Here is a 22,333-nt window from a genome sequence, read left to right on the forward strand (position 1 = left end):
GCGCGGATATCATCGACGAGTGAGCGCGTTCAAGATCGCCGAGGCGGCCCGGCTGCTGGGTGTCAGTGACGACACGGTGCGTCGCTGGGTGGACGCGGGCGTGCTGCCCACGACGGGAAGCTCACCCGCGCAGATCCCGGGCGACGCCCTCGCGGCGCGCGCCGTGGAGCTCGCCCGCGCGGCCGCCGACCCGGCCGACCGGCTCTCGAGCGCCCGCAACCGGTTCGTCGGGCTCGTGACGCGCCTGCAGGTGGACGGCGTGATGGCGCAGGTCGACATCCAGGCGGGGCCGCATCGGGTGGTCTCGCTGATGTCCGCCGAGGCGGTGCGCGAGCTCGGTCTCGAGGTCGGTGCGCTCGCCACCGCCGTGGTCAAGGCCACGACGGTGATCGTGGAGACGCCGAAGTGAGCCCTCCGCGTGCCCTCGGCGTCGTCGCCGCGCTCGCCGGCGTGGGCGTCGCGCTCGCCGCATGCGGGTCGGCCGGGGAGCCCCGGGCGGGGGGAGCGGATGCCGCGGCATCCGGAGCGCAGGTCGAGCTGACGGTCTTCGCCGCCGCGTCGCTGCAGGGCTCGTTCGACGAGATCGCCCGGCTCTTCGAGGCCGAGAACCCGGGTATCGACGTCCGGCCGATCGTCTACGACGGATCGAGCACGCTCGCGGCGCAGATCGTCGAGGGAGCGCCGGCCGACGTGTTCGCGGCGGCCGACGAGGCCACGATGGCCGGCATCGGCGACCTCGCGACGACGACCGACGTCTTCGCGACGAACACCCTCGTCGTCGCCGTTCCGGAGGGGAATCCCGGCGACGTGCAGAGCATCGGCGACCTGGGCGACCCGCAGCGCACCGTCGTGCTCTGCGCGCCGGAGGTGCCCTGCGGCGCCGCGGCCGAACGGCTCCTGGCGGGTGCCGGCGTCCGGGTGGACGCGGCCAGCTACGAGCAGAACGTCGCCGCCGTGCTGACCAAGGTGGCCGCCGATGAGGCGGATGCCGGGCTCGTCTATGCGACGGACGTCTCGGGGCGGCCCGTCGAGAGCTTCGTCCCCGAGGGCGCCGCGGAGGTCGTGAACCGCTATCCCATCGCGCCCCTCGAAGGATCCGCCGACCCCGCTGCCGCAGAGGCGTTCGTCGCGTTCGTCGTGTCCGGGCCGGGGCGTGCCGTGCTCGAGGACCGCGGGTTCGGAGCGCCGTGACCGATCCGTCGCACCGCCCCGCCGGGGGGACCCTCCCCCCGGTCCTCGTCGTCCCCGCGCTCCTCGGCCTCGCGCTGCTCGTCGTGCCGCTGGGAGCGCTCGTCGGCCGCGTGGAGTGGTCGACCCTCTGGGCGGACGTGGCCGCGCCGGCCTCCGTCGACGCCCTCGTCCTGTCCCTCGTGACGGGGCTGATCGCCACCACCGTCTGCACGGTTCTGGGGGTGCCGCTCGCCCTCGTGATCGCCCGCGCCCGTCCGAGACTCGCCGGCGTGCTGCGGGTGCTCGTGACCGTGCCGCTGGTGCTGCCTCCCATGGTCGGCGGCGTGGCCCTGCTGTTCCTGTTCGGTCGCAGCAGCCCCGTGGGCGAGGCGCTGGCGCTGTGGGGCATCTCGCTGCCGTTCACGACGGCGGCCGTCGTCCTCGCCCAGGTCTTCGTCGCGCTGCCGTTCCTCGTCCTGGCGGTCGAGGGGTCGCTGCGGACGGCGGGGGTCGAGCACGAGCACACGGCCGCGACGCTCGGCGCGGGGCGGTGGCGCACCCTCTGGCGGGTCACGCTGCCGCTGGCCGCGCCCGGCCTGCTGGCGGGCGTCATCCTGTGCTTCGCGCGCGCGATCGGCGAGTTCGGTGCCACGGCGCTCTTCGCCGGCAATTCCCCGGGTCAGACCCAGACGATGCCGCTCGCGATCTACACGGCGTTCAACGGCGCGGGGGTCGGGCAGGGCACCGCCGTGGCCCTGTCGCTGCTGCTGCTGGTGACCTCGCTCGTCGTGCTCCTGCTCGTGCGGGGCTGGCGAGAGGGGGCGCCGCGATGACCGGCGCGACGCTCGATGCCGACGTCGTCGTGGCGCGCAGGGGCTTCCGGCTCGAGGTGCGTGTGACCGCGGGCGCGGGCGAGGTGATCGCCGTGATGGGACCGAGCGGCGCGGGCAAGTCGACGCTTCTCGCGGCGGTCGCGGGGCTTGCGCGGCTCACCGAGGGGCGGGTGCGGATCGGCGGGAAGGACGTGGCCCGCGCGCCGCGACCGCGAGGCCGCGGGCGCGGGATGCACATGCGGCCCGCGCAGCGCGGGGCGGTGCTGCTCGGTCAGGAACCGCGGCTGTTCCCCCACATGAGCGCACGCGAGAACGTCGCCTTCGGTCCGCGGGCGCAGGGCATCGGTCGCAGCGTCGCCCTCGGGGAGGCCGACGACTGGCTGTGGCGCGTGGGGATGCCGGGGGTGGGGGACAAGCGCCCGGCACAGCTCTCCGGCGGCCAGCAGCAGCGGGTCGCGATCGCACGGGCGCTCGCGACCGCACCGCAGGTCCTGCTCCTCGACGAGCCCCTCACCTCGCTGGATCCGGAGACGGCGGCCGACATCCGCGCGATGATGCACGAGCAGCTGATGCTCACCCGCTCGACGGCGGTCATCGTCACGCACGACGCCGTGGATGCCGCGGCTCTCGCCTCGAGGCTCCTCCTCGTCGAGGAGGGTCGGGTGACGCAGGAGGGAACCGTGCGCGAGGTCCTGCGCGCCCCGGCGACCCGCTTCGCATCGACGATCGCGGGACTCAACCGCGTCGTAGGCGTCGCCGACGGGCGCATGTGGCGAGCGGGTCGGGAGCCCGAGGTGCTGATCGAGGGGCCGGCGCCGTCCCCCGCCGTAGCCGACGGCGATGCCCTGGCCGCGGTGTTCCGCCCCGGCGCCGTGCGCCTCGAGCGGAGCCGGGAGGCGACGTGGACGGCGGCCGTGCGCGTGGCAGCCCGGGACTCGCCGAGACCCGGCGAATGGACGTCTCGGATCGTGCGGATCGAGCAGACGCCGGCCGGCGCGCGCGTGCACACCGCCGAGCCGCCCGTCGCCGTGGACGTGCCGGCCGATGTCGTCGCAGAGGAGGGGCTCGCCGCCGGGGTGCCCGTGCGTCTGCGCGTCGAGCCGGCCGACGTCCGTCTGCAGCCCGTGCCCACCGGGCGATCCGCTGCCGGTGCAGCGTCCTGATGGCCGGATCCGTCGGCTCAGGCCCCTCGGACGATGCGGCCGCCCTCGAGCCGGACGACGCGGTCGACGGAGCCCGCCGGCGGGGCGACGTGCGAGATGAGCACGACCGACCGATCGGGGCCGACCGCGCCGAGCAGGTCGGTGAGCAACCGGTCGGACGCCTGCGGATCGACGCCGGCCGTCGGCTCGTCCAGGACGAGGACGGGGAATCCCCGTAGGAGCGCCCTCGCCAGCGAGATGCGCTGCGCCTGCCCGCCGGAGACGAGGGCACCGCGCTCGCCGACGCGCGCATCGAGACCGCCCCGCTCAGCGAGCCAGGGGCCGAGGCCCACCCGCTCGAGGGCGGCGATCAGCTCGGCATCCGTGGCGCTCTCACGGGCGAACAGCAGGTTCTGGCGGATGTCCTCGTCGAAGAGCATCGGGTCCTGCTCGCAGAGCCCCACGGTGAGCCGCACGTCGTCGGAGGAGAGCTCCTGCACAGGGATGCCGCCGATCCGGTATTCCCCGCGCACGGCGAGGAAGCGCACGAGGACGTGCGCGAGGGTGGACTTGCCCGCGCCGCTGGAGCCGACCACGAGCAGGCGCTCGCCGGGTGCGACGTGGAGATCGACGTCGGACAGGGCGTCGTCCTCGGCACCCGGCCAGCGCGCCGACGCGCCGCGCAGGCGCAATCCCGCCTCGGTCCCCGTGCCCAGGGACGGCGCCGTGCCGGTGGCGGGGACCACGTCGCGGACGATCTCCTCCGGGATCCGAGTGGGCAGTGCCTCGGAGATCCGCGTCGCGCTCGCGTGCACCTGGCGCCACGCCGACGCCGCGAGCGGAACGGCGGCGAAGACCTCGAACACCGCGAGGGGGACGAGCACGACGACGGCCAGGGACGGCCCCGCGAGATCCTGGCCCTGCGTCGCGACGATCGCGAGGACGGATGCCGCTCCCGCCAGCAGCGACACGAGGGCCGCCGAGCCCGCCTGGGCGGCGGCGCGGCGCACGACGGCGCGCCGCAGGAGCGCATCGGTCTCGCGGATGCGGGCGCGGCTCTGCTCCTCGGCGCCGTAGGCGACGAGGACGTCGAGGCTGCCGAGGTGGTCGAGCACCTGGTCGGCGAGGCGGGCCCGGAGGGGCGACAGGGAGCGCTCGGAGCGTGCACCGACCGCCCACCCCCACAGCAGGGCCGCAGCGGCCGCCGCGACGAGGCACGCGAGAAGGGTCAGCGCCGCCGGCCACGAGACCATCCCGACGAAGACCACGGCGCCGAGGGCCACGAAGGCGGATGCCGCGAGGGGCTGCACGACGCGCAACGGGAGGTTCTGCAGGTCGTCGACGTCGTCGACGAGCGCGCCGAGCACGGAGCCCCGCCCGTGGCGCCCGAGGGCGTCGGGTGCCAGCGGGATGAGGCGGCGAACGAGGTCGGCACGCGTCCGGGCGAGCTGCCGCAGGGCGGCGTCGTGACCTGCGAGCCGCTCCGTGTAGCGGAACACCGCTCGCGTGAGTGCGAACAGCCGGACGCCCACGACGGCCACCGAGATCGCGAGCAGGATCGGCTGTTCGCTCGCTCGGACGATGAGCCACGCGCTGACCGCCAGCAGCGCGACGGCCGAGGCCTCGGACAGGAAGCCCGATGCCGCGGCCGGCCAGAACCGGCGGGGAGGGGGCATCGCCGCGCGCAACACCGATCCGGCGGTGACCGGCCCGGGCGCGGCGGCGGCTCCCGGGTGCACGGCGGGGTCGGCGCTCATGCGGCGACCTCCGCGTGGCGGAGCGAGACCACCCGGTCGGCGATGCGTCGGGCCGATGTGCGGTGCGAGACGAGCAGGACGATCGCCCCGGCATCCGCCACCGTCCGCAGATGCCGCCAGAGGCGGGCCTCCGTGTCGGCATCCAGCGCGGCGCTGGGCTCGTCGAGTGCGACGACGCGGGCGCGTCCGCTCAGGTGACGGTAGAGCGCGCGTGCGACCGCGACGCGCTGCGCCTGGCCGCCCGAGAGCCCGCTTCCCTGGGCGCCGAGCGCGAGGTCGGCCGGGATGCCGTCGGCGGCGGCGAGGCAGAGCGCGCGCGTGACGAGGGCGCGGTCGGGACGCGGGTCGCCGAGGGCCACGTTCTCCTCGACGGTTCCCGCGATCAGTCCCGGGCGCTGTCCGGCCCAGGCGAGCCAGTCGGCGGCCGCGAGGCCGCGCACGTCGTGGCCGGCCCACATCGCACGTCCCTCGAAGGCGGCGGCGCCGCGCAGTGCGGCGAGCGCGCTCGTCTTGCCGGCCCCGCTCGCGCCGTCGATCACCACGACCTCGCCGGTGCTCGCGGACAGGGCGACGGGCGGCAGGATCCGGTCGCCGCGGCGCACCCGCACGCCCTCGAGCACGAGGTTCGCCTCGGGACCTACGACCTCGACACGATCCGCCGTCGGCGCCGCCCCCCGCGAGTCGACCGCGTCGCGCGCGGCCGCCGCCTCGTCCAGGACGGCGAACACGTCGTCGGTCGCGGCGACGCCCTCGGCCGCCGCGTGGAACTGCACGCCGACCTGGCGCAGCGGCAGGTACGCCTCGGGCGCCAGGAGCAGCACGAAGAGGCCGACGCCGAGCACCAGCACCCCGTCGAGCAGCCGGAATCCGATCGACACGGCCACGATCGCGACCGCGATGCTCGCGAGGAACTCGAGCGCGAAGCCCGAGAGGAACGACACCCGCAGCACCTTCATCGTCTCGCCGCGGTAGCGCTCGGTCACGCGGTCGATGGATGCCGCGGCGCGGTGCTGCCGGCCGAAGACCTTGAGCGTGGACAGGCCGTGCACGGTGTCGGCGAAGCGGGAGGCGAGCTGGCGCAGCGTGTCCCACTGGCGCTTCTGCACGGCGCGCGTGGCGAGACCGATGAGGATCATGAAGATCGGGATGAGGGGCAGGGTGAGCAGCACCGTCAGCCCGCTGATCCAGTCGGCCCACCACATGACGGCGAGGATGACGGGGGTCGCGATCACGGTCTGCACCAGTTGGGGCAGGTAGCGGCCGAAGTATGCATCGAGCGCCTCCAGCCCGCGCCCCGCCGTCACGGCCAGCGCCGCCGAGCTGCGCCGCTCGAGCCAGGCGGGCCCGAGGCGGCCGACCGCGGCGACGAGTCCCTCCCGCAGCTGCGCCTGCGCCCTCGCGGCCGCGCGAGCGGCCGCCTGCTCCCGCAGCCAGATCAAAAGGGCCCGCACGAGCACAACGGCGGTGAGCGCGAGGAGCGTCGCCGCGAGGTCGGACCACGGGATGCCGTCGATCACCCCGGTGATCGCCCGGGTCAGCAGCGCCGCGAACGCGATGATGACGGCGGTCTGCGCGAGCGAGATGACCGCGAGGAGGGCGAAGAAGCCCCGCGCTGCCCGGGCGTAGCGCAGCAGGCGCGGGTCGACGGGGGGCGTGCGCCGCGGCCGCCGGGCCTCGCGCGGGGCGGGTGCGGGGGCATCCTTCGAATCAGTCACAGCACGTCGAGGCTATCGGCGCCCCGCATCAGTGCGCCTGCGCGGCGGCCTTCTCGATGTGCGACCGGGACACGCGCCGGCGGAACACCCAGTAGGTCCAGCCCTGGTAGGCCAGCACGAGGGGCAGGAAGATCAGCGCCGCCCACGACATGATCGTCAGCGTGTAGTCGGTGCTGGAGGCGTTCTCGATCGTCAGACTGAAGGCGGGATCGGTCGACGACGGCATGACGAACGGATACAGCGCGAACCACAGCGTGCCCACGGCCGCGACGACCGTGACGGCGGCGAAGCCGAAGGCCCAGCCCTCGCGGTTCCGCAGGTTCGCGCCGACGGAGAGGATGAGGGCGAGCGCCGCGACGATCGCGAGGACCATGACGGGCAGCCCCGGGTGTGCGAGGACGGTCCAGAGCAGGAACACGGCGGCGACGGCGATGGTGAGGAACCCGGAGCGCGCGGCCAGGCGGCGGGCGTCGTCGTGCACCTGTCCGTCGGTCTTGAGGGCGACGAAGCTCACCCCGTACGTGAAGAAGAGCAGCAGCGTCGTCAGGCCGCCCAGGAGAGCGTAGGGGTTCAGAAGCGTCAGGAGCGTTCCCGTGAACTCGAAGTCCTGATCGATCGGCACACCCTGCACGATGTTCGCGAACGCGACGCCCCACAGCAGGGCGGGCACCGCGGAGCCGACGACGATCATCGTGTCGAAGCCCTTCTTCCACTGCAGGCTGTCGCGCTGGTGCCGGTACTCGAACGACACGCCACGGGCGATGAGCGCGAGCAGGATGAGGAGGAGGGGGAGGTAGAAGCCGCTGAACAGCGTCGCGTACCACTCCGGGAACGCGGCGAAGAGGGACGCGCCGGCGACGATCAGCCACGTCTCGTTCAGGTCCCACACGGGGCCGATCGTGTTGATGATCTGGCGGCGTCCGACGTCGTCCTTGCCGAGGAAGGGCAGCGACATCCCGACGCCGAAGTCGAATCCGTCGAGCACGAAGTACCCGATGAAGAGGAATCCGATGATCCAGAACCAGAGGTAGGCGAGATCCATGGCTGCTTCCTAGTAGACCGTCGAGGTGAGTCGGGTGCTGTCGTCGGCGTCGCCCCCGGGCGCGTTCGGATCGGGCAGCGGGTCGGGACCCTTCTGCGCCGCCTTGAGGATCAGGCCGAACTCCACGACGGCGAGGGCCGCGTAGATGAGCGTGAACGCCACGAGGGAGATGAGCACCGTCCATCCCGGAACGCCCGGCGAGACGCCGTCCTCGGTCAGCATCAGGCTGAAGACGATCCAGGGCTGGCGGCCCATCTCGGTGAACACCCACCCCACGAGGCTGCCGAGCAGGGGCAGCGGCGCCGCCCAGATTGCGACCTTCCACATCCATCCGGCGACGGGACGGGTCGCCCTCTTGCGGGTCACCCACAGACCCGCGACGGCCACGAGAGCGGCGGCGCCGCCGAGGCCGATCATCCAGCGGAAGGACCAGTAGGTGACCCAGATGATCGGCATGTAGCTCACGCCCTCGCCGAACTGCTGCTCGTAGAGCGCCTGGAGGTCGTTGAGCCCCTCGACGCAGCCGTCGAACGAGTGGGTGGAGAGCAGGGACAGCAGATACGGCACGCGCAGCGACCAGATCTCCTCCGTCCCGTCGGGGGTGCCGAGGGAGAAGATCGAGAAGGATGCATCGGCGCCGCATGCGCTGTCCCACATCGCCTCTGCCGCCGCCATCTTCATCGGCTGCGTCGCCACCATCACGAGGCTCAGCTGGTCGCCCGAGACGGCGACCCCGGCGAAGGAGACGATCATGAACCACAGGCCGAACCGCAGCGACGAGCGCATGGTCTCGAGGTGCTGGCCGCGGGAGAGGTGCCACGCGGAGACCGCGATCACGACGGCGGCCGCGAACATCCAGGCGGCGAAGATGGTGTGGGGGAACGCCGCCAGCACGACGGGGTTGGTGAGCACCGCCCAGAAGTCGATCAGCTCGGCACGGCCGTCGTCCGCCGCCATCTGATAGCCCACGGGGTTCTGCATGAAGGCGTTGGCGGCCAGGATGAAGTACGCCGACAGAGTCGACCCCAGCACGACCATCCAGATCGAGGCCAGGTGCAGGATGCGGGGGAGCCGGTCCCATCCGAAGATCCACAGCCCGATGAAGGTCGCCTCGAAGAAGAACGCCATCAGTCCCTCGAAGGCCAGCGGCGCTCCGAAGACGTCGCCCACGAACCGCGAGTAGGCCGACCAGTTCATGCCGAACTGGAACTCCTGCACGATGCCCGTCACGACACCCATCGCGAAGTTGATGAGGAAGATCTTGCCGAACAGGCGGGTAAGGTGCAGCCACTTCACGTCGCCCGTGCGGTGCCACACCGTCTGGAAGATCGCGACGACGAGCGCGAGACCGAGCGTCAACGGCACGAAGAGGTAGTGGTACAGGGTGGTCAGCCCGAACTGCCAGCGGGCCAGCAACAGCGGGTCGAGGAGGTCCACGGGCGTTCTCCGATTCGCTCAGGCGGGGCGGTTGAGAGCATCGTAACCTGTGGTCAGACCACATCGGAGCCGGGTCTCTCGATGACGAGATTCCTCCCTCTGCGCCGCTCTCGCGCGCGCACCGGCCGTGAAAAAGCGCGCGACCGGCCCGGTCGCGGCGGGCCCGCGGCTAGGCTCGATGCCATGCCCGCCGGAGTGAACGAAGGATCCGCATGAGTGCGGTTCCGGTCACGATCGGGGTGCGGGTGCCCGCTCACGGTCCGGTGGATGCCGCGGCATCCGGTCCTCTCGTCGACACGCACGGGCGCGTGCACCGGGATCTGCGTATCTCGCTCACCGACCGTTGCTCGCTGCGGTGCACGTACTGCATGCCGGAGCAGGGCAACGAGTGGCTCGCCCGCACGAGCATCCTCACGCTCGACGAGATCGAGCGCGCGGCGCGCGTCGCGGCCGCCGCGGGCGTCTCGACCTTCCGCCTCACGGGTGGCGAACCCCTGCTCCGGCGGGACATCGTCGACGTGGTGCAGCGTCTCGCCGCGATCGAGGGACCGGACGGCCCCGTTCAGATCGCGATGACGACGAACGGCATCCGGCTGGGCGAGGTGCTGCCCGATCTCATCGCGGCAGGTCTTCACCGCCTCAACATCAGCATCGACACGCTGCGGGCCGACCGGTTCCACGAGCTCACCCGCCGAGACCGCCTGGGGGATGTGCTCGAGGGCATCGCGGCGGCCGCGGCATCCGGCCTGCGCCCCCTCAAGCTCAACGCGGTGGCGATGCGCGGGGTCAACGACGACGAGCTGGTGGACCTCGTGGCGTTCGCCGTCTCGCACGGGGCTCAGATGAGGTTCATCGAGCAGATGCCGCTGGATGCCGGCCACACGTGGGACCGCACGCAGATGGTCACGAGGGAGGAGATCCTCGATGCGCTCGCTGCGCGGTGGACGCTCGTGCCGATCCCGGGCAGGGCGGGTGCGCCGGCCGAGCGCTGGGCGCTCGACGGCGGACCGCACTCGGTCGGCGTCATCGCGTCGGTGACGGCTCCCTTCTGCGGCGACTGCGACCGGCTGCGGCTGACGGCGGACGGCCAGCTGCGCAACTGCCTGTTCTCGACGACCGAATACGACCTCGTGCCCGCCCTCCGCTCCGGCGGCGACGACGCCGAGATCGAGACGATCCTGCGCGCGTGCGTGCGGGGGAAGCTGCCGGGCCACGCGATCAACGACCCCTCGTTTCTCCAGCCCGCTCGGGGCATGAACGCGATCGGAGGCTGAATCATGGGACGCATCACCGCCCGGCGACCCGTCACGCGGATATCCCTCGACGGGGCGAGCGTGCGCCGCTCGGACACCCTCGCCGTCGAGGAGCCTCTCGAGATCCGCGTCGCGGGCACCTCGCTCGCCATCACGATGCGCACGCCGGGGCACGATGTCGAACTCGCCGCCGGGTTCCTCGTCTCGGAGGGCGTGATCGCCCGCGGATCCGATTTCCGTTCCGCGATCCACTGCGGCGGCCCCGGCACGGGTGGGCCCCTCGCGGGCAACACCGAGAACACCTACAACGTGCTGGATGTCTCGCTCGCGCCGGGAGTTGCGCCGCCCGACCCCGATCTCGCGCGCAACTTCTACACGACCTCCTCGTGCGGGCTGTGCGGCAAGGCGTCGATCGAGGCCGTCGAGACGGTCTCGAGCTACGACGTGTCGGTCGACGAGGCGGCGGTCGAGGCGGAGGCGCTCGCGGGGTACCCCGATCTGCTCCGAGCCCAGCAGGCCGTGTTCGACAAGACGGGCGGACTGCACGCGGCCGCCCTCTTCGACGCCGCGACGGGTGAGCTCCTCGTGCTGCGCGAGGACGTCGGACGCCATAACGCCGTCGACAAGGTCGTCGGATGGGCGATCCTGCACGACCGGCTGCCGCTGACCGGGACGGTTCTCATGGTGTCGGGCCGGGCGAGTTTCGAGCTCGTCCAGAAAGCGATCATGGCGGGCATCCCGATCCTCTCCGCCGTCTCGGCGCCCTCCTCGCTGGCCGTGGAGCTCGCCGCGGCGTCCGGGATGACACTCGTCGGATTCCTTCGCGGTCGCACGATGAACGTCTACTCCCGGCCCGACCGCGTGCTCGTGCCCGAGGCGGCCGTGGGCTGAGCGGGCGGTTATGCGACCCGCACCTGCGTGTCAACCCCGGGCGCCGGCGCTCGCTGCCTGCCTAGCCTGGCGGGGACCGCGAGAGAAAGGCAGCCCACCATGGCACGCATCATCGAAACCATCGACGTCGACGTTCCCGTATCGTCCGCGTACAACCAGTGGACGCAGTTCGAGGACTTCCCTCGCTTCCTGAGCTTCGTCGAGTCGATCACCCAGACCGACGACACGCACACCCGGTGGGTCGTGACGGTCGGCGGCGCGCAGCGCGAGTTCGACGCGGAGATCACCGAGCAGCACCCCGACGAGCGGGTCGCCTGGAACAGCATCGGCGGCGATGAGAATCACGCGGGCGTCGTGACGTTCCACAAGCTGTCGGATGCGGAGACCCGCGTCACCGTGCAGATCGACTGGGAGCCCTCGGGCCTGCTCGAGAAGGCGGGCGCGGCATTCGGTGTCGACGACCATGCCGTGAAGAAGGACCTGGCGAACTTCAAGGAGTTCATCGAGTCGCACCCGCGCGAGACGGGCGCCTGGCGCGGCGACGTCCAGAGCTGAGCGGAGGGTCAGCGGGTCGTGAGCTGGACGACGCAGTCCTCCGGATTGCACGATGGGCGCATGCCGTCCACCAGCAGCGGCCCGCCGGCCTCCGTCAGGACCCCCTGCATGATCCCCAGGTGCACCGAGCACAGCGTGTCGCGATGATCCGCCTGCGCCGTCGCGTGCGGGCACGGAGAGAGATCGATCGTGAGGACCGACTCGTCGATGAGGGGATCGAACCCCGATTCGCCCAAGTGGTCGATGATCGCGTCGAGCTGATGGGTCGCGTCGGTTCCGAGATCTTCGGCACTGACCCCTGTCCACGGCATCACGCGTCGCATCAGGTCGCCGCGAGCGGCGGCCTCGCGAGCCTTCCGCCGGGCGATCGGGCTCGACGATTCCCCCTGTCCCGTGGCTGCGCTGTACAGAACACGCGGCCGGCCCCGGGTCGTCCGGTGCTCCGTCTCCCGCACGATGTGCCCGGCATCCAGCAATCGCGCGAGATGCTCGCGGACAGTGTTCGGGTGCAGCCCCGTCGCTTCGGCGAGTTCGGCGACCGTTCGTCGGGGATGCGACTGGATGAGGTGCAGCACCTCGACCCTGCTGAAGCTGGAGATGGCGCTGTATCCGCCGCGTGTGCCGGCCATGCGCTCATTATCCACCCGGGCGCCCCGCATTCACCCGGCCGACAGCCGGGTCGAGCACGCTCAGCGCCGCTGCGGGAAGTGGACGGGGATCGCCAAGGCGAGCGAGACGAGGATGATTCCGCCGGCGAAGACGAGGGCCTCGAGACCCGCGACGTTGAAGGCCAGCCCGGTGAGCAGCATGCCTGCGACGAAGAGGATGAGGGCAATGACGAACATCGGGGCTCCTTACGGTGGGACGTACCAAGCCTACCGATTTCGCGCGGACCCTCCGATAAGCAAAGGTAGTAAGGCAAGCTAACTAGTCGCACGTGATGACGATGGAGGATCGAGGGCGAGCGATGGCGACGGATGCAGCAGTTCTGGACGCGGCCCGATCGGTCGAGCGCCTGCGGTTGGCGGAATCGCAGCTTGCGCGTCGCCGCCAGAGGGCGTGCGGTCCGAGCGAGAATGCGCGCGCGGCGATGCGTCTGATCCTCGAGCGATCGGACGCCGGCCTCGACCTCACCCCGGGCGAGATCGCCGACCACCTATCGATCTCACCGGCATCCGTGAGCGGCATCCTCGATCGCCTGCACGCGGGCGGATTGATCACCTTCTCGCCGAACGAAAAAGATCGCCGAAGCAAACTCGTCATCCCGGTCGACCGGAGCGTCGACATCGAGCACATCGATCCCCTGACCGCGCGCATCCGCGACATGTCGGCAGGGCTCTCCAGCGACGACGTGCGGCTGATCGCGGAGTTCATCGAGGGCATCGCCGATGCCGTCGACGGCGAGTGCCGCTGACGGGATCAGGCCTCGTCGGGCTCCGGTCCGAGCGCGAGCCCGTTGGGGCTGCTCGCGTCGTCCATCAGGGTGTCGATCCATGCGCGGTTGATCGCGGGGGCGCGACTGCCGAAGAAGTGCAGGGTCAGCGGAACCGCCGGGTGGATCCACACGCTGCGCGGGCCGGTTCCGTCGCCACCGCCGATGTGGAGGAAGAAGGGTTCCGAGCGGCGGAGCTTGTTGGAGAAGACGATGCGCAGGTGCGCGAGCGCCCTGTCCTCGACCTCGAACGATTGAGACTGAGCTCCATAAACTAAACGACCCACGGAAAAGAGCCTATCCCGCTCCGCGGCTAACTAGTGACGCAGCCGCGCCTCACTACTTCGCCTACGCTGCAGGAACGGCCTTCAGGGGGGCGGACGCCGCGGCATCCTCCTCGTGCCAGGTCATGCTGATTCCGGCCGAAGAATTCGCGGAATGAGCGAGGCGCTTCAGATATTCGGGATCGAGGGCCTCGGGCTCCGGATTGTCGAAGACGAAGCGAAGCGGGATGGACGGCTGCATCCACAGCGTGCTGCGGCCGGCGGGTTCGTCTTCGCCATGACGCCACGACAGCGTGAAGCTCTCCCCCCGGCGCAACTTGGTGGCGGTGACCACCTTCACGTGCGCGAGGACGCGGTCAGGGATGTCGATCGCCTGATCGAACGTTCCGTAATACAACTGGCCCATGAGATCTCTCCTGCCCGATTGGTTGAGATCGAAATGCGCGATCGCGCCGACCAGCATCCAGATTACTAGTTTGACTAGATATCGCAACTTCTAGATTATTACCCGCGTGGTGTGGGGGGCCCGCGGCGGCGCTGCGTACCGCTACCGGCGACAATCCGCAACCCGCGGGACACGGCGTGGCGCGGCGAATATTTTCTTAGCCATGGTGTTCATGCTCGATGGAGGTCCGCGCGACGGACAGCTCGTCGACGACCTGCCCGTCGGGTACGAGCGTGCATCCCAGGGGAGGCGATCTCAGGTGGAGGTCGTGGAGGGCCTCGTGGCCGAACGCGCGGGGTGGATCCCCCGGGACATGAGGGCGGTGTTCGGTCCCGACCTCTACGCGCTGCGTGACCGCACGTATCCTTTCCTGAAGGGCTCGGGGGCCTCCGACAGCCGATGAAGACGCCTACCATGGGCTGATGTCGGAGAGAGAGGCGTCATGCCGCAGGTGAGGGTCGCGGGCGTCGCGCTCGACCAGACCGGTCAGCACGTACTGCTCATCAAGCCGGTGGACGAGCTGCCGGGCGCCGGTTCGGTGCTGCCGATCTGGATCGGCGAGCTGGAGGCGACCTCGATCCTCGTGGCGGTGCAGGGCGCGGTCGCTCCCCGCCCCCTCGCCCACGATCTGATGCGCTCGATCGTCGACGCGACGGCATCCCGCATCGAACGGGTGGAGATCACCCGGCTCGAAGAAGGCACCTACTACGCCGAGATCACCCTCGAGACGACGGCGGGTCTTCGCGTCGTCGATGCGCGCCCGTCGGACGCCGTCGCGCTCGCCTCCCGCGTCGGGTGCCCGCTCTGGGTCTCGGACGCGGTGATGGAGGAGGCGGGGGTGCCCGACCTCACGGCGGACGAGGGCAGCACCGAGGAGAGCATCGACGAGTTCAAGCGCTTCCTCAACGACGTCGATCCCGAGGATTTCCGCGGCTGACGCCCGGTCGGGCGGCACGCGCCGCCGGGGCGGGTCAGACCCGCGCGCCGCGCCACCCCAGCGCCGGCGCGACGTGCGTGGCGAACGACTCCACGATGCGGAGGTTGAACTCCACCCCGAGCTGGCTCGGGATCGTGAGCATGAGGGTGTCGGCGCTTCGGACCGCGGCGTCATCCAGCAGCTGCTCGACGAGGACGTCGGGTTCGGCGGCGTAGGTCTTGCCGAACGTCGAGCGCATGCCGTCGATGACGCCGATCTGGTCGCCGCCCTGGGTGCCGCCGAAGTACATCGCATCCTCGGCCGTCGTGATCGGGAAGATGCTGCGACTGACCGACACGCGGGGGGTGCCGGGGTGGCCGGCCTCGCGCCACGCGGCCCGGAAGGCGTCGATCTGCTGCGCCTGCAGCTCGTCGAAGGGCGTGCCGTCGGCCTCGGTGAGGAGGGTGGAGGACATCAGGTTCACTCCGATCCGTCCGGCCCACTCCGCGGTGTCGCGATTGCCGGCGCCCCACCACACGCGCGAGCGCAGGCCGGGGGAATGGGGCTCGATCATCTGCTGACCGGTGCCGCCACCGAAGGGGCTGTGGGGGTCGCGCTCGGCGAGGCCTTCGCCCTCGATGGCGCGGAGGAAGAGGTCGAAATGGGCGCGGGCGATGTCGGCTCCCCGCGGGTCCTGGCCGCCGGTGTAGCCGAACGCCTCGTATCCGCGCACGACGCTCTCGGGCGAGCCCCGGCTGACGCCGAGCGCGAGCCTGCCCCCGCTGATGAGGTCGACGGCGGCGGCCTCTTCCGCGAGGTAGAGTGGGTTCTCGTAGCGCATGTCGATGACGCCCGTACCCATCTCGATGCGCCGGGTGCGGGCGGCTATGGCTGCCAGGAGCGGCATCGGCGAGGACTGCTGCCGGGCGAAGTGATGCACGCGGAAGTAGATGCCGTCCGCGCCCAGGTCATCCATCCCCTGCGCGAGGTCGATCGCCTGCAGCATCGAGTCGCCCGCGGTCAGGATGCGGCCGCCGCCGAGCGGGCCGTAGTGGCCGAACGAGAGGGTTCCGAAGCGTTCCATGTCGGCGACAACGCTACGCCGTCCCGTTCCATTCCGGTGAATGAACTCGGGATGCCGGGGGCGGCGTGGGGGATTGGCGGAGGATAGGGGATTCGAACCCCTGAGGGCTTGCACCCAACACGCTTTCCAAGCGTGCGCCATAGGCCACTAGGCGAATCCTCCAGGGCCCACGAGGGCCGCGGACCATCCTACCCTGCCGAGCGGCCGGCCCCTCGCGCCCTCGGCGACGCGGTGAACAGCGAGGCCGGCGCGAACGTCGCCGCGAAGCGTCCGCGGCTGTCCCCGCTTCCCCGGAGCGCGGCGCGGATCTCCTCCACCGCCGCGGCGAGGTCTTCCGCCTCGGCACGGCCTCCCGCGGCGTAGCTCGCTCGCTCGATCGCAGCGACGATCTTCGACACGGGTGCCTCCGGCGCGCCGGCGTCTCGAAGTCGCACGCCGAAGGCGCGCGGGGTCTCACCCGTGCCCGGGCGTACCCCGAGGTCGGTGGCGGAATCCGACACCTCCGCCCAGGCCGCCGCGGCGTCCCCCTCCGCCGCGGCCCGCAGCCGGCCCCGCCTACGGACCACGCGGAAGAGGGCTGGGGTGATGAGCAGGGCAGCGATGGCGGCCACCAGGCCCACCACCGGCGTCGTGTTGACGCGGGTGGCCGCGGCATCCGGTGCCGCCGTCTCATCGAGGGCCCCGGGGTCCTGCGCGTCCGGCGCCTCGCCCTCCTGTGGTGCGTTCTCGGGCAGGGGGCCCGTGTCGGTGCCTGCGGGGCCCCCGCTCGTGCTGGCCGCCGCGAACCCCGTCGGCACGCCCAGGCTGTTGGTCGGCTCGAACGGCACCCAGCCGATGCCCTCGAAGTGCACCTCGGGCCACGCGTGCAGCTGGGAGCTCACGACCGTGTGCACGGTCTGGTCGTCGACACGCTCGTCCGTGGCGGCGCCGGGGAGGTAGCCGACGACGATCCGGGCAGGCATCTCGAGCGACCTCGCCATGATCGTGAAGGCGGACGCGAAGTGGACGCAGTAGCCGCTGCGCTCCTCGAGGAAGTCGGTGACCGCTTCCAGCCCGGAGCCGTCGAACCCGTCGGCGACGGGGGCGCTGAGAGAGTATTCGAAGCTCGTACCGCGGAACCAGCGCTGCAGTGCGACGAGTGTGTCGTAGTCGTTGCCCGCATCGCCGGCGACCTCGATGGCCAGCTGGCGCACCTGTGCGACGAGGTCGTCGTCCCCGGGAAGCGCGAGCGTGCGCCGCGAGCCCTCGATCGACGCCTCGCTGCCGCGGATCTGCTCGAGCGTGGGGCGGGGCACCTCGTACGTCACCTCGTAGTCCTGGCCCTGCGGCGACGAGGATCGCGAGATCACGGTGCGGTTGTAGTCGTAGACCGACCACTGGCCGTCGAGCCCCTCGACCTCGGTCGCGGCCCCGGGGACCGGCAGCCACGGGCTCACGAAGTTCAGGATGTCGATCGTCGCCGTGTACTCGTCGACCTCCACGTCTGCGCGGGTCGTCACGGGCTGCAGTCCCTGATCGAGCGGGCGGCGCGAGCCGCGATCGGCCTCCCAGTGCGCGCCGTCGAACGTCGAGAGGGTGACCGCGCGCAGATACGGGGGCGCCGGCGCGTCGCTGCGCAGGGTCAGCACGTCGACCTCCTGCGGCCGCCGCAGGTCCTGGCCGAGCTCGAGCGAGGGGTCGATCGAGTTGCCGCGAACGGCGACGACGGTCGACCCGGCGCCCGTCGGTGCGGGCAGCGCCGGCGTCACCACAAGAGCGGCGAGGATCGCGACCGTCGCGATGGCGGATGGCGCAGCGGCCGACCCTCGGGGCCGCTCCGGTGCGTCCGGCACGGCCCGCTCGCGCACCCTTGGTCGCTCGCGCGTCGCCGTCTCCACCGCCAGCAGCGCGAGGGCGCTGCCGGCGAAAGCGGCGAAGCCGAGCGGGTCGATCGCGGAGGGAGCGGCGATCGAGGGGATCAGGTAGACCGCGACGAGTCCGACGATCGCGAGCATCGGCATCCGCGCGGTCACGGCGACGTGATCCATCGCGATGACGAGCAGGCCCGCCGCGCCGACGATCATCATGGCGAGGGGCTGTCCGACGTCGAGAGGCGCCGCGCCGTCCCGGATCTGGCCGAGCGCCGCGTCGACCGACACGGGCACCATGCGCAGCGTCTCCAGGCTCGGGATGACCCCGAGGATGGCGGTGCCCCCGGAGAAGAGCGCCGTCATCGCGACTGTCCACAGGCCGACCTCGACGAGCGCGACCCCGTAGGCCGGGGCGCGCAGGCGGCGTGCGACGTGGCCGCCGGACAGCACGAGGATCGCGATCCCCGCGACCCCGCCGACCCAGCCGCCCGGTTCCACGACGCGGAGCAGGGGCAGGAGCGACGTGCACACCCCGAGGAAGACGGTCACGACGAGCGCCGCCGACGGGGTCGGGCGCGCGGCGGGATCAGGCCACGACATGACGGTTCCCGTGGTCGGCGAGCCCGGTCCACACCTCGGCGAGGTCGGTGTCCGGGCCGATGGCGGCCGTGTGCCACCCCGCGTCGCGTGCGCGATCGAGCGCTCCGGCCTGCGGATGGGCCGAGAGCAGCACCGGGAGGGTCGAATGGTGCGCCGCGGGAGCGAGGGCGACGGCATCCGCGTCGTCGAGGTATCCCGTGATGACGGCGACCGGCCCCGTGGTGTCGCCGGTGAACAAGCTCGCGACACCCGTGAGCGTGTCGTCGCGGCGGGTGGTGAGGGTCGCGAAGCGCACGAGCATCGCCTCGATCTCCGCCGCGGCATCGGCGCCGGGCACAGGCTCGCACAGGGGGCGGCCGTCGCTGTCGCACACGTGCACGACGCAGCCGTCGTGGGCGAGGCGCAGCACGATCGACACGCACGCCGAGAGGGCGGCTTCGAAGGCCTCGGCCTCGCCGGGGGCGGAGCGCGCCGCGGCATCCCAGCGACGCGCGCTGAGATCGATGAGCACGGTGGCGGCGGGGGTGGAGTCCTGCTCCTCCTGTCGCACCATGAGCTGATCGCGGTGCGCGGTGGCACGCCAGTGGATCCTCCGCATGGAGTCGCCCGGTGCGTAGGGGCGGGCGATGAGGTTGTCGGTGCCCTGGCCCAGCCTGTCGGACGCACTCTGCTGCACCCCGCCGGACTCCGACACCGAGAGCGGTATCGCCGGCAGGGGAATCGTGGCGGGCACGGCGATGAGGCGCGTCGGCTCGCCGCCCGTGTGGCTGCGCCGGGTCAGGCCGAACGGGTCGCTGATCTGCACGGCGAAGGGGCCGAGGGAGTGGATGCCGCGACGCTGCGCCGTCGCCTCATAGCGCACGACCGACTCGCGTCCCGCGCCCGTGCGCGCGGCGGCGAGGTCGAGCGCGCCCTTCGACTCCCCGGTCACGGCGGCGGGGAGGCGATCGCTCCACCGCGCGGCCGTCACGGGCATCGCCGCGCGGAGCGTCGTGTCTATGCGCACGTGGGCGCTCTGGCCGACGGGGACGACATTGGGGTGCAGCGAGCGGACGGCTCGATCGAGGCGGGATCCGAGGCGAAGGGCGATCATGCCGATCAAGAGCACCGCGAGGAGGAGGCAGCCGACGTACAACAGCTCGACCGTGCCGAGCTCGCCCGCGAGCGCGAAGCAGGCGATGGCGAGCACGAGCGCGCCCGACCCCCGCGGGGTGAGGGGCCAGCGGCGTCTCATGAGCGCGGGGCGACCGGCACTCTGACGTGCGCGGCGAGGCGGTCGAGGACGGCGGAGACCGTGTCCGTGCCCCCGCGGGAGCGCGCTCCGGACACGGTCCTGGTGGGGATGAGCCGGTGCGCCAGCACGGGGCGAAGGAGGGCGATCACGTCGTCGGGGATCACGAACGCCCGCCCCTCCAGCGCCGCCCATACCTTCGCGGCGCGCACGAGCTGCAGCGTCGCGCGGGGGCTGGCCCCGAGCCGGAGGTCGGGGTGAGAGCGGGTGGCCTGGGCGAGGGCGACGGCGTATTCCTCGACGGCGGGCGACACATGCACGGCGCGGGCGAACGCGATCAGCCGGGCGACCTCGTCCATGCTCACGATGGGGCGGATGTCGGCGAGGGGGTTCACGGCGTCGCGCTGGCGCAGCATGAGGGCTTCGGCGGCCGGATCGGGGTAGCCCATCGAGATCCGCATCATGAAGCGGTCGCGCTGGGCCTCGGGCAGCGCGTACGTGCCCTCCATCTCGAGCGGGTTCTGGGTCGCGACCACGAGGAAGGGCCGGGGGAGCGGATGCGAGTGCCCGTCCACCGTCACCTGCTGCTCCTCCATCGCCTCGAGCAGGGCGGACTGCGTCTTGGGGGAGGAACGATTGATCTCGTCGGCGATCACGATGTGCGCGAAGACCGCGCCCGGCGTGAACTCGAACTCGCGGTGGACGGGGTTGAACACGGAGACGCCGGTGACATCGCTCGGGAGCAGGTCGGGAGTGAACTGGATGCGCCGGACCGTCGCATCGACGCTGGCGGCCAGGGCCTTCGCGAGCATCGTCTTGCCGACGCCCGGAACGTCCTCGATCAGCAGGTGGCCCTCGGCGAGGATCGCGACGAGAGCGATGCGGACGGCATCGGGCTTGCCGTCGATGACGCCCGAGACAGACGAGAGGATGCCGCTGGTCGCCTCAAGGAAGCGGTCCGCGTCCATGGCGGCCTGCGTCGCGTGACCGCCGGGGGCGTCCGACGCGCCCGCCACCGCTTCGTGCGTCGAAGCCTGGATGGTGCGTTCGTGCATGAGGCCCCCTGTCTCGACGGCCGGAGCTCGGGTCACCCTCGACGCCGTTATGCAATCGTAACCGCCGGGCGGCGTCCGGGGGCCGGGCCACTCGACTGGGGCGTGAGAGCCGCTCGGGGTAGAGTAGGAGCAGCTCTCCGCGTGACGGCATCCAGGCCAACTCCCCCAGGACGGAAACGTAGCAAGGGTAACCGGGCTCTGCCGGGTGCGCGGAGAGTCTTACTTTTCCCCGGCGCGGCGGCGGGTGGGCGGGAGATTCGCGGGCGATGGGGCCCGCGGCGCGGCATCCGTCGACCTAGATATCCCGGGGTCGTAGGTTGTCAAGCGGCGAGGGTGTGGCGGTGTGCCCAGGCGATGGTTTCGTCGTAGCGGGTGGGGTGGTGGAGGCAGCCGTCGAGGATCCCGACGAGCCGGTTCGAGAGGGCTCGTAGCGCAGCGTGGTGGGTGTTTCCCGCGGCGCGGTGGGCGTCGTAGAACGTTCGAGCGCCGGGTGACGTGCTGAGTGCGCAGAACGCCTGTTGGTGCATGGTGTCTGCGAGGCGTCTGTTGCGGGCGTAGCGGGCGAGCACGACCCGTCGGGTGCCGGACGCGCGGGTGATGGGGCTGGTGCCGGCGTAGTTCCGGCGCGCTTTCGCGTCGGCGAAGCGGTCGGGGTCGTCTCCGAACTCGGCGAGCACCCTCGCGCCGAGGACCTTCCCCAGGCCGGGTTGGCTGGTGATGATCTCAGCGTCCGGGTGCCGGCCAAAACACGACTCGACCTCGGCTTCCAGCGCAGCGACCTGACCGGTCATCGCGGTCAGCACTGTCGCGATCGCGGTGACCCCGGCGCCGTAGGCGGCCGCGACTGGTCCGGACAGTTCGAGCTGCTCGGACCGGAGAGCGGTGAGGATCTCGATCGCGCGGTGTTCGAGGTTGCGTCGCCGTCCCGCCCGGCGCAGCACTGAGACCAGCCGGGTCCGGGTCAGTGACCGTCCGGCGGCCGGGGTCGGCGCGGCGGCGAGGACGGCGAGGGCGTCTCGTCCGGCGAGGTCGTCGCTGAACGCGGTCAACGCGGCAGGGTAGAACTCTCGCAGCATCGACCGCAGCTGATTGGCCTGCCGCTGCTTCGACCAGATCATCGTCTGATGGGTCCGCGCCAGCACCTTCACGGCCTCGGCGAGGTCGCTGTCGCCGGTCGCGGGCCGGTGATGATCACGGTCGGTGCGGACGATCTCCGCGAGCACGTGCGCATCCCCGGGGTCGCTCTTCGCGCCCGACGTCGAGTGCCGCTGACGGTACCGGGCCGACTGCTGCGGGTTGATCGGATACACCGAGTACCCGGCCGCGATCAGAGCCTGCACCCACCCGCCCCGATCCGTCTCGATCCCCACGAACACCACGCTCGGATCGTCGGCGTCGTCGAGATGATCCGCGATCAGCGCGTGCAACCGCGCCAACCCCGTCACCCCCTCCGGCAGTCGACGCCGAACCAGCACTGCGCCCTGCTCGTCCTGCAGTTCGATGTCGTGGTGGGCTTCCGCCCAGTCATCACCGAGGAACAACATCGTCCCCGCTCCCTTCGCGAACCTGATCATTGCTCGTCCCGGAGAAAGCTCGCAGCGTCCTAATGGTTCAGTGCTCGAAGCACGTCATCCCAGCAGC

General features: G+C 71.5%; 23 protein-coding genes, 1 tRNA gene and 1 other RNA gene. 11 read left to right on the forward strand and 14 right to left on the reverse strand.

What is annotated here, in order from left to right; translation table 11 throughout:
• Positions 1-19: 19 nt before the first annotated feature.
• The 4 genes from RYJ27_RS03035 to RYJ27_RS03050 are packed head-to-tail and all read left to right on the forward strand — an operon-like array spanning position 20 to position 3,166.
• Complete coding sequence (locus RYJ27_RS03035; protein WP_330171285.1) at positions 20-409, forward strand: TOBE domain-containing protein; 390 nt, start codon at positions 20-22, stop codon at positions 407-409.
• Positions 406-1,191: a molybdate ABC transporter substrate-binding protein gene (gene modA, locus RYJ27_RS03040; protein WP_330171286.1), complete on the forward strand. Its 786-nt coding sequence runs from the start codon at positions 406-408 to the stop codon at positions 1,189-1,191. Before RYJ27_RS03035 ends, modA begins: the two co-directional genes overlap by 4 nt.
• The gene (locus RYJ27_RS03045) at positions 1,188-2,003 is read left to right on the forward strand and encodes an ABC transporter permease (RefSeq protein ID WP_330171287.1); all 816 of its coding nucleotides are present in this window, start codon (positions 1,188-1,190) and stop codon (positions 2,001-2,003) included. Before modA ends, RYJ27_RS03045 begins: the two co-directional genes overlap by 4 nt.
• Positions 2,000-3,166 (forward strand): ABC transporter ATP-binding protein, encoded by a 1,167-nt coding sequence (locus RYJ27_RS03050; protein WP_330171288.1) that lies wholly within the window; start codon positions 2,000-2,002, stop codon positions 3,164-3,166. The genes RYJ27_RS03045 and RYJ27_RS03050 overlap by 4 nt, the downstream gene beginning before the upstream one ends.
• 17 nt (positions 3,167-3,183) lie before the next feature.
• Here RYJ27_RS03050 and cydC read toward each other — a convergent pair whose 3' ends face one another.
• From cydC to RYJ27_RS03070, 4 genes are read right to left on the reverse strand one after another with little or no spacing between them, the layout of a single operon-like run.
• Positions 3,184-4,902: a thiol reductant ABC exporter subunit CydC gene (cydC, locus tag RYJ27_RS03055; protein WP_330171289.1), complete on the reverse strand. Its 1,719-nt coding sequence runs from the start codon at positions 4,900-4,902 to the stop codon at positions 3,184-3,186.
• On the reverse strand, positions 4,899-6,617 hold the full coding sequence (gene cydD, locus RYJ27_RS03060) for a thiol reductant ABC exporter subunit CydD (RefSeq protein ID WP_330171290.1): 1,719 nt from the start codon (positions 6,615-6,617) through the stop codon (positions 4,899-4,901). Before cydD ends, cydC begins: the two co-directional genes overlap by 4 nt.
• A 28-nt stretch (positions 6,618-6,645) precedes the next feature.
• Entirely contained in the window at positions 6,646-7,659 is a 1,014-nt protein-coding gene (gene cydB / locus RYJ27_RS03065; protein WP_330171291.1) for a cytochrome d ubiquinol oxidase subunit II, read from the reverse strand.
• 9 nt (positions 7,660-7,668) lie between these two features.
• A complete protein-coding gene (locus RYJ27_RS03070) occupies positions 7,669-9,096 on the reverse strand; it encodes a cytochrome ubiquinol oxidase subunit I (RefSeq protein ID WP_330171292.1) in 1,428 nt (475 codons plus the stop codon).
• A gap of 212 nt (positions 9,097-9,308) precedes the next feature.
• Here RYJ27_RS03070 and moaA point away from each other — a divergent pair, with 212 nt between their 5' ends.
• The 3 genes from moaA (at position 9,309) to RYJ27_RS03085 (ending at position 11,795) form a co-directional block, all read left to right on the forward strand.
• Complete coding sequence (moaA, locus tag RYJ27_RS03075) at positions 9,309-10,370, forward strand: GTP 3',8-cyclase MoaA (protein ID WP_330171293.1); 1,062 nt, start codon at positions 9,309-9,311, stop codon at positions 10,368-10,370.
• A gap of 3 nt (positions 10,371-10,373) precedes the next feature.
• The gene (gene fdhD / locus RYJ27_RS03080) at positions 10,374-11,240 is read left to right on the forward strand and encodes a formate dehydrogenase accessory sulfurtransferase FdhD (RefSeq protein ID WP_330171294.1); all 867 of its coding nucleotides are present in this window, start codon (positions 10,374-10,376) and stop codon (positions 11,238-11,240) included.
• 99 nt (positions 11,241-11,339) lie between these two features.
• On the forward strand, positions 11,340-11,795 hold the full coding sequence (locus RYJ27_RS03085; RefSeq protein WP_330171295.1) for an SRPBCC family protein: 456 nt from the start codon (positions 11,340-11,342) through the stop codon (positions 11,793-11,795).
• Between the two features lie 8 nt (positions 11,796-11,803).
• Here the strand turns inward: RYJ27_RS03085 and RYJ27_RS03090 are convergent, their stop codons facing one another.
• Together RYJ27_RS03090 and RYJ27_RS03095 are read right to left on the reverse strand one after the other, a co-directional pair.
• Positions 11,804-12,424, reverse strand: coding sequence for a helix-turn-helix transcriptional regulator (locus tag RYJ27_RS03090; RefSeq protein ID WP_330171296.1), 621 nt, complete (start codon positions 12,422-12,424; stop codon positions 11,804-11,806).
• A gap of 60 nt (positions 12,425-12,484) precedes the next feature.
• Entirely contained in the window at positions 12,485-12,640 is a 156-nt protein-coding gene (locus RYJ27_RS03095) for a hypothetical protein (protein ID WP_330171297.1), read from the reverse strand.
• 245 nt (positions 12,641-12,885) lie between these two features.
• On the opposite strand from RYJ27_RS03095, the gene RYJ27_RS03100 reads away from it, so the two are divergent.
• Positions 12,886-13,209: a MarR family winged helix-turn-helix transcriptional regulator gene (locus RYJ27_RS03100; RefSeq protein WP_330171298.1), complete on the forward strand. Its 324-nt coding sequence runs from the start codon at positions 12,886-12,888 to the stop codon at positions 13,207-13,209.
• Between the two features lie 5 nt (positions 13,210-13,214).
• Here the strand turns inward: RYJ27_RS03100 and RYJ27_RS03105 are convergent, their stop codons facing one another.
• Positions 13,215-13,514 carry a DUF7882 family protein gene (locus RYJ27_RS03105; protein WP_330171299.1) on the reverse strand — a complete coding sequence of 100 codons (300 nt, stop codon included), beginning with the start codon at positions 13,512-13,514 and terminating at the stop codon, positions 13,215-13,217.
• Between the two features lie 61 nt (positions 13,515-13,575).
• The gene (locus tag RYJ27_RS03110; protein WP_330171971.1) at positions 13,576-13,917 is read right to left on the reverse strand and encodes a DUF7882 family protein; all 342 of its coding nucleotides are present in this window, start codon (positions 13,915-13,917) and stop codon (positions 13,576-13,578) included.
• Positions 13,918-14,128: 211 nt separating this feature from the next.
• Between RYJ27_RS03110 and RYJ27_RS03115 the strand changes: the two genes are divergently transcribed.
• A complete protein-coding gene (locus tag RYJ27_RS03115; RefSeq protein ID WP_330171300.1) occupies positions 14,129-14,359 on the forward strand; it encodes a hypothetical protein in 231 nt (76 codons plus the stop codon).
• A gap of 39 nt (positions 14,360-14,398) precedes the next feature.
• Positions 14,399-14,893 (forward strand): bifunctional nuclease family protein, encoded by a 495-nt coding sequence (locus RYJ27_RS03120; protein WP_330171301.1) that lies wholly within the window; start codon positions 14,399-14,401, stop codon positions 14,891-14,893.
• A 34-nt stretch (positions 14,894-14,927) separates the two neighbouring features.
• Here the strand turns inward: RYJ27_RS03120 and RYJ27_RS03125 are convergent, their stop codons facing one another.
• The 5 genes from RYJ27_RS03125 to RYJ27_RS03145 all read right to left on the reverse strand — a co-directional run bounded on the left by RYJ27_RS03125 (position 14,928) and on the right by RYJ27_RS03145 (position 20,605).
• Positions 14,928-15,956, reverse strand: coding sequence for an LLM class flavin-dependent oxidoreductase (locus tag RYJ27_RS03125; protein ID WP_330171302.1), 1,029 nt, complete (start codon positions 15,954-15,956; stop codon positions 14,928-14,930).
• Positions 15,957-16,030: 74 nt separating this feature from the next.
• A tRNA-Ser gene (locus RYJ27_RS03130) sits at positions 16,031-16,118 on the reverse strand.
• A gap of 26 nt (positions 16,119-16,144) precedes the next feature.
• Positions 16,145-18,406 (reverse strand): transglutaminase TgpA family protein, encoded by a 2,262-nt coding sequence (locus RYJ27_RS03135; RefSeq protein ID WP_330171303.1) that lies wholly within the window; start codon positions 18,404-18,406, stop codon positions 16,145-16,147.
• On the reverse strand, positions 18,393-19,640 hold the full coding sequence (locus RYJ27_RS03140; protein WP_330171304.1) for a DUF58 domain-containing protein: 1,248 nt from the start codon (positions 19,638-19,640) through the stop codon (positions 18,393-18,395). Before RYJ27_RS03140 ends, RYJ27_RS03135 begins: the two co-directional genes overlap by 14 nt.
• The gene (locus tag RYJ27_RS03145) at positions 19,637-20,605 is read right to left on the reverse strand and encodes an AAA family ATPase (RefSeq protein WP_330171972.1); all 969 of its coding nucleotides are present in this window, start codon (positions 20,603-20,605) and stop codon (positions 19,637-19,639) included. Before RYJ27_RS03145 ends, RYJ27_RS03140 begins: the two co-directional genes overlap by 4 nt.
• A gap of 215 nt (positions 20,606-20,820) precedes the next feature.
• Here RYJ27_RS03145 and ffs point away from each other — a divergent pair.
• An RNA gene (ffs, locus tag RYJ27_RS03150) (signal recognition particle sRNA small type) lies at positions 20,821-20,917 on the forward strand.
• A 95-nt stretch (positions 20,918-21,012) separates the two neighbouring features.
• On the opposite strand, the gene RYJ27_RS03155 is transcribed toward ffs, so the two are convergent.
• Entirely contained in the window at positions 21,013-22,236 is a 1,224-nt protein-coding gene (locus tag RYJ27_RS03155; RefSeq protein ID WP_330171973.1) for an IS110 family RNA-guided transposase, read from the reverse strand.
• Between the last annotated feature and the right edge of the window lie 97 nt (positions 22,237-22,333).

The sequence above is a fragment of the Microbacterium limosum genome, from assembly GCF_036324365.1.
In the GTDB taxonomy this organism is placed as follows: Bacteria; Actinomycetota; Actinomycetes; order Actinomycetales; family Microbacteriaceae; genus Microbacterium; species Microbacterium limosum.

Excerpts from the sequence above, each read along its gene's own strand:
- RYJ27_RS03050 (WP_330171288.1), top strand. The coding sequence starts at position 2,000 with ATGACCGGCGCGACGCTCGATGCCGACGTCGTCGTGGCGCGCAGGGGC.
- cydC (WP_330171289.1), bottom strand. The coding sequence starts at position 4,902 with ATGAGCGCCGACCCCGCCGTGCACCCGGGAGCCGCCGCCGCGCCCGGG.
- cydB (WP_330171291.1), bottom strand. The coding sequence starts at position 7,659 with ATGGATCTCGCCTACCTCTGGTTCTGGATCATCGGATTCCTCTTCATC.
- moaA (WP_330171293.1), top strand. The coding sequence starts at position 9,309 with ATGAGTGCGGTTCCGGTCACGATCGGGGTGCGGGTGCCCGCTCACGGT.
- fdhD (WP_330171294.1), top strand. The coding sequence starts at position 10,374 with ATGGGACGCATCACCGCCCGGCGACCCGTCACGCGGATATCCCTCGAC.
- RYJ27_RS03085 (WP_330171295.1), top strand. The coding sequence starts at position 11,340 with ATGGCACGCATCATCGAAACCATCGACGTCGACGTTCCCGTATCGTCC.
- RYJ27_RS03090 (WP_330171296.1), bottom strand. The coding sequence starts at position 12,424 with ATGGCCGGCACACGCGGCGGATACAGCGCCATCTCCAGCTTCAGCAGG.
- RYJ27_RS03095 (WP_330171297.1), bottom strand. The coding sequence starts at position 12,640 with ATGTTCGTCATTGCCCTCATCCTCTTCGTCGCAGGCATGCTGCTCACC.
- RYJ27_RS03100 (WP_330171298.1), top strand. The coding sequence starts at position 12,886 with ATGCGTCTGATCCTCGAGCGATCGGACGCCGGCCTCGACCTCACCCCG.
- RYJ27_RS03110 (WP_330171971.1), bottom strand. The coding sequence starts at position 13,917 with ATGGGCCAGTTGTATTACGGAACGTTCGATCAGGCGATCGACATCCCT.
- RYJ27_RS03115 (WP_330171300.1), top strand. The coding sequence starts at position 14,129 with ATGCTCGATGGAGGTCCGCGCGACGGACAGCTCGTCGACGACCTGCCC.
- RYJ27_RS03120 (WP_330171301.1), top strand. The coding sequence starts at position 14,399 with ATGCCGCAGGTGAGGGTCGCGGGCGTCGCGCTCGACCAGACCGGTCAG.
- RYJ27_RS03125 (WP_330171302.1), bottom strand. The coding sequence starts at position 15,956 with ATGGAACGCTTCGGAACCCTCTCGTTCGGCCACTACGGCCCGCTCGGC.
- RYJ27_RS03135 (WP_330171303.1), bottom strand. The coding sequence starts at position 18,406 with ATGTCGTGGCCTGATCCCGCCGCGCGCCCGACCCCGTCGGCGGCGCTC.
- RYJ27_RS03140 (WP_330171304.1), bottom strand. The coding sequence starts at position 19,640 with ATGAGACGCCGCTGGCCCCTCACCCCGCGGGGGTCGGGCGCGCTCGTG.
- RYJ27_RS03145 (WP_330171972.1), bottom strand. The coding sequence starts at position 20,605 with ATGGACGCGGACCGCTTCCTTGAGGCGACCAGCGGCATCCTCTCGTCT.
- RYJ27_RS03155 (WP_330171973.1), bottom strand. The coding sequence starts at position 22,236 with ATGTTGTTCCTCGGTGATGACTGGGCGGAAGCCCACCACGACATCGAA.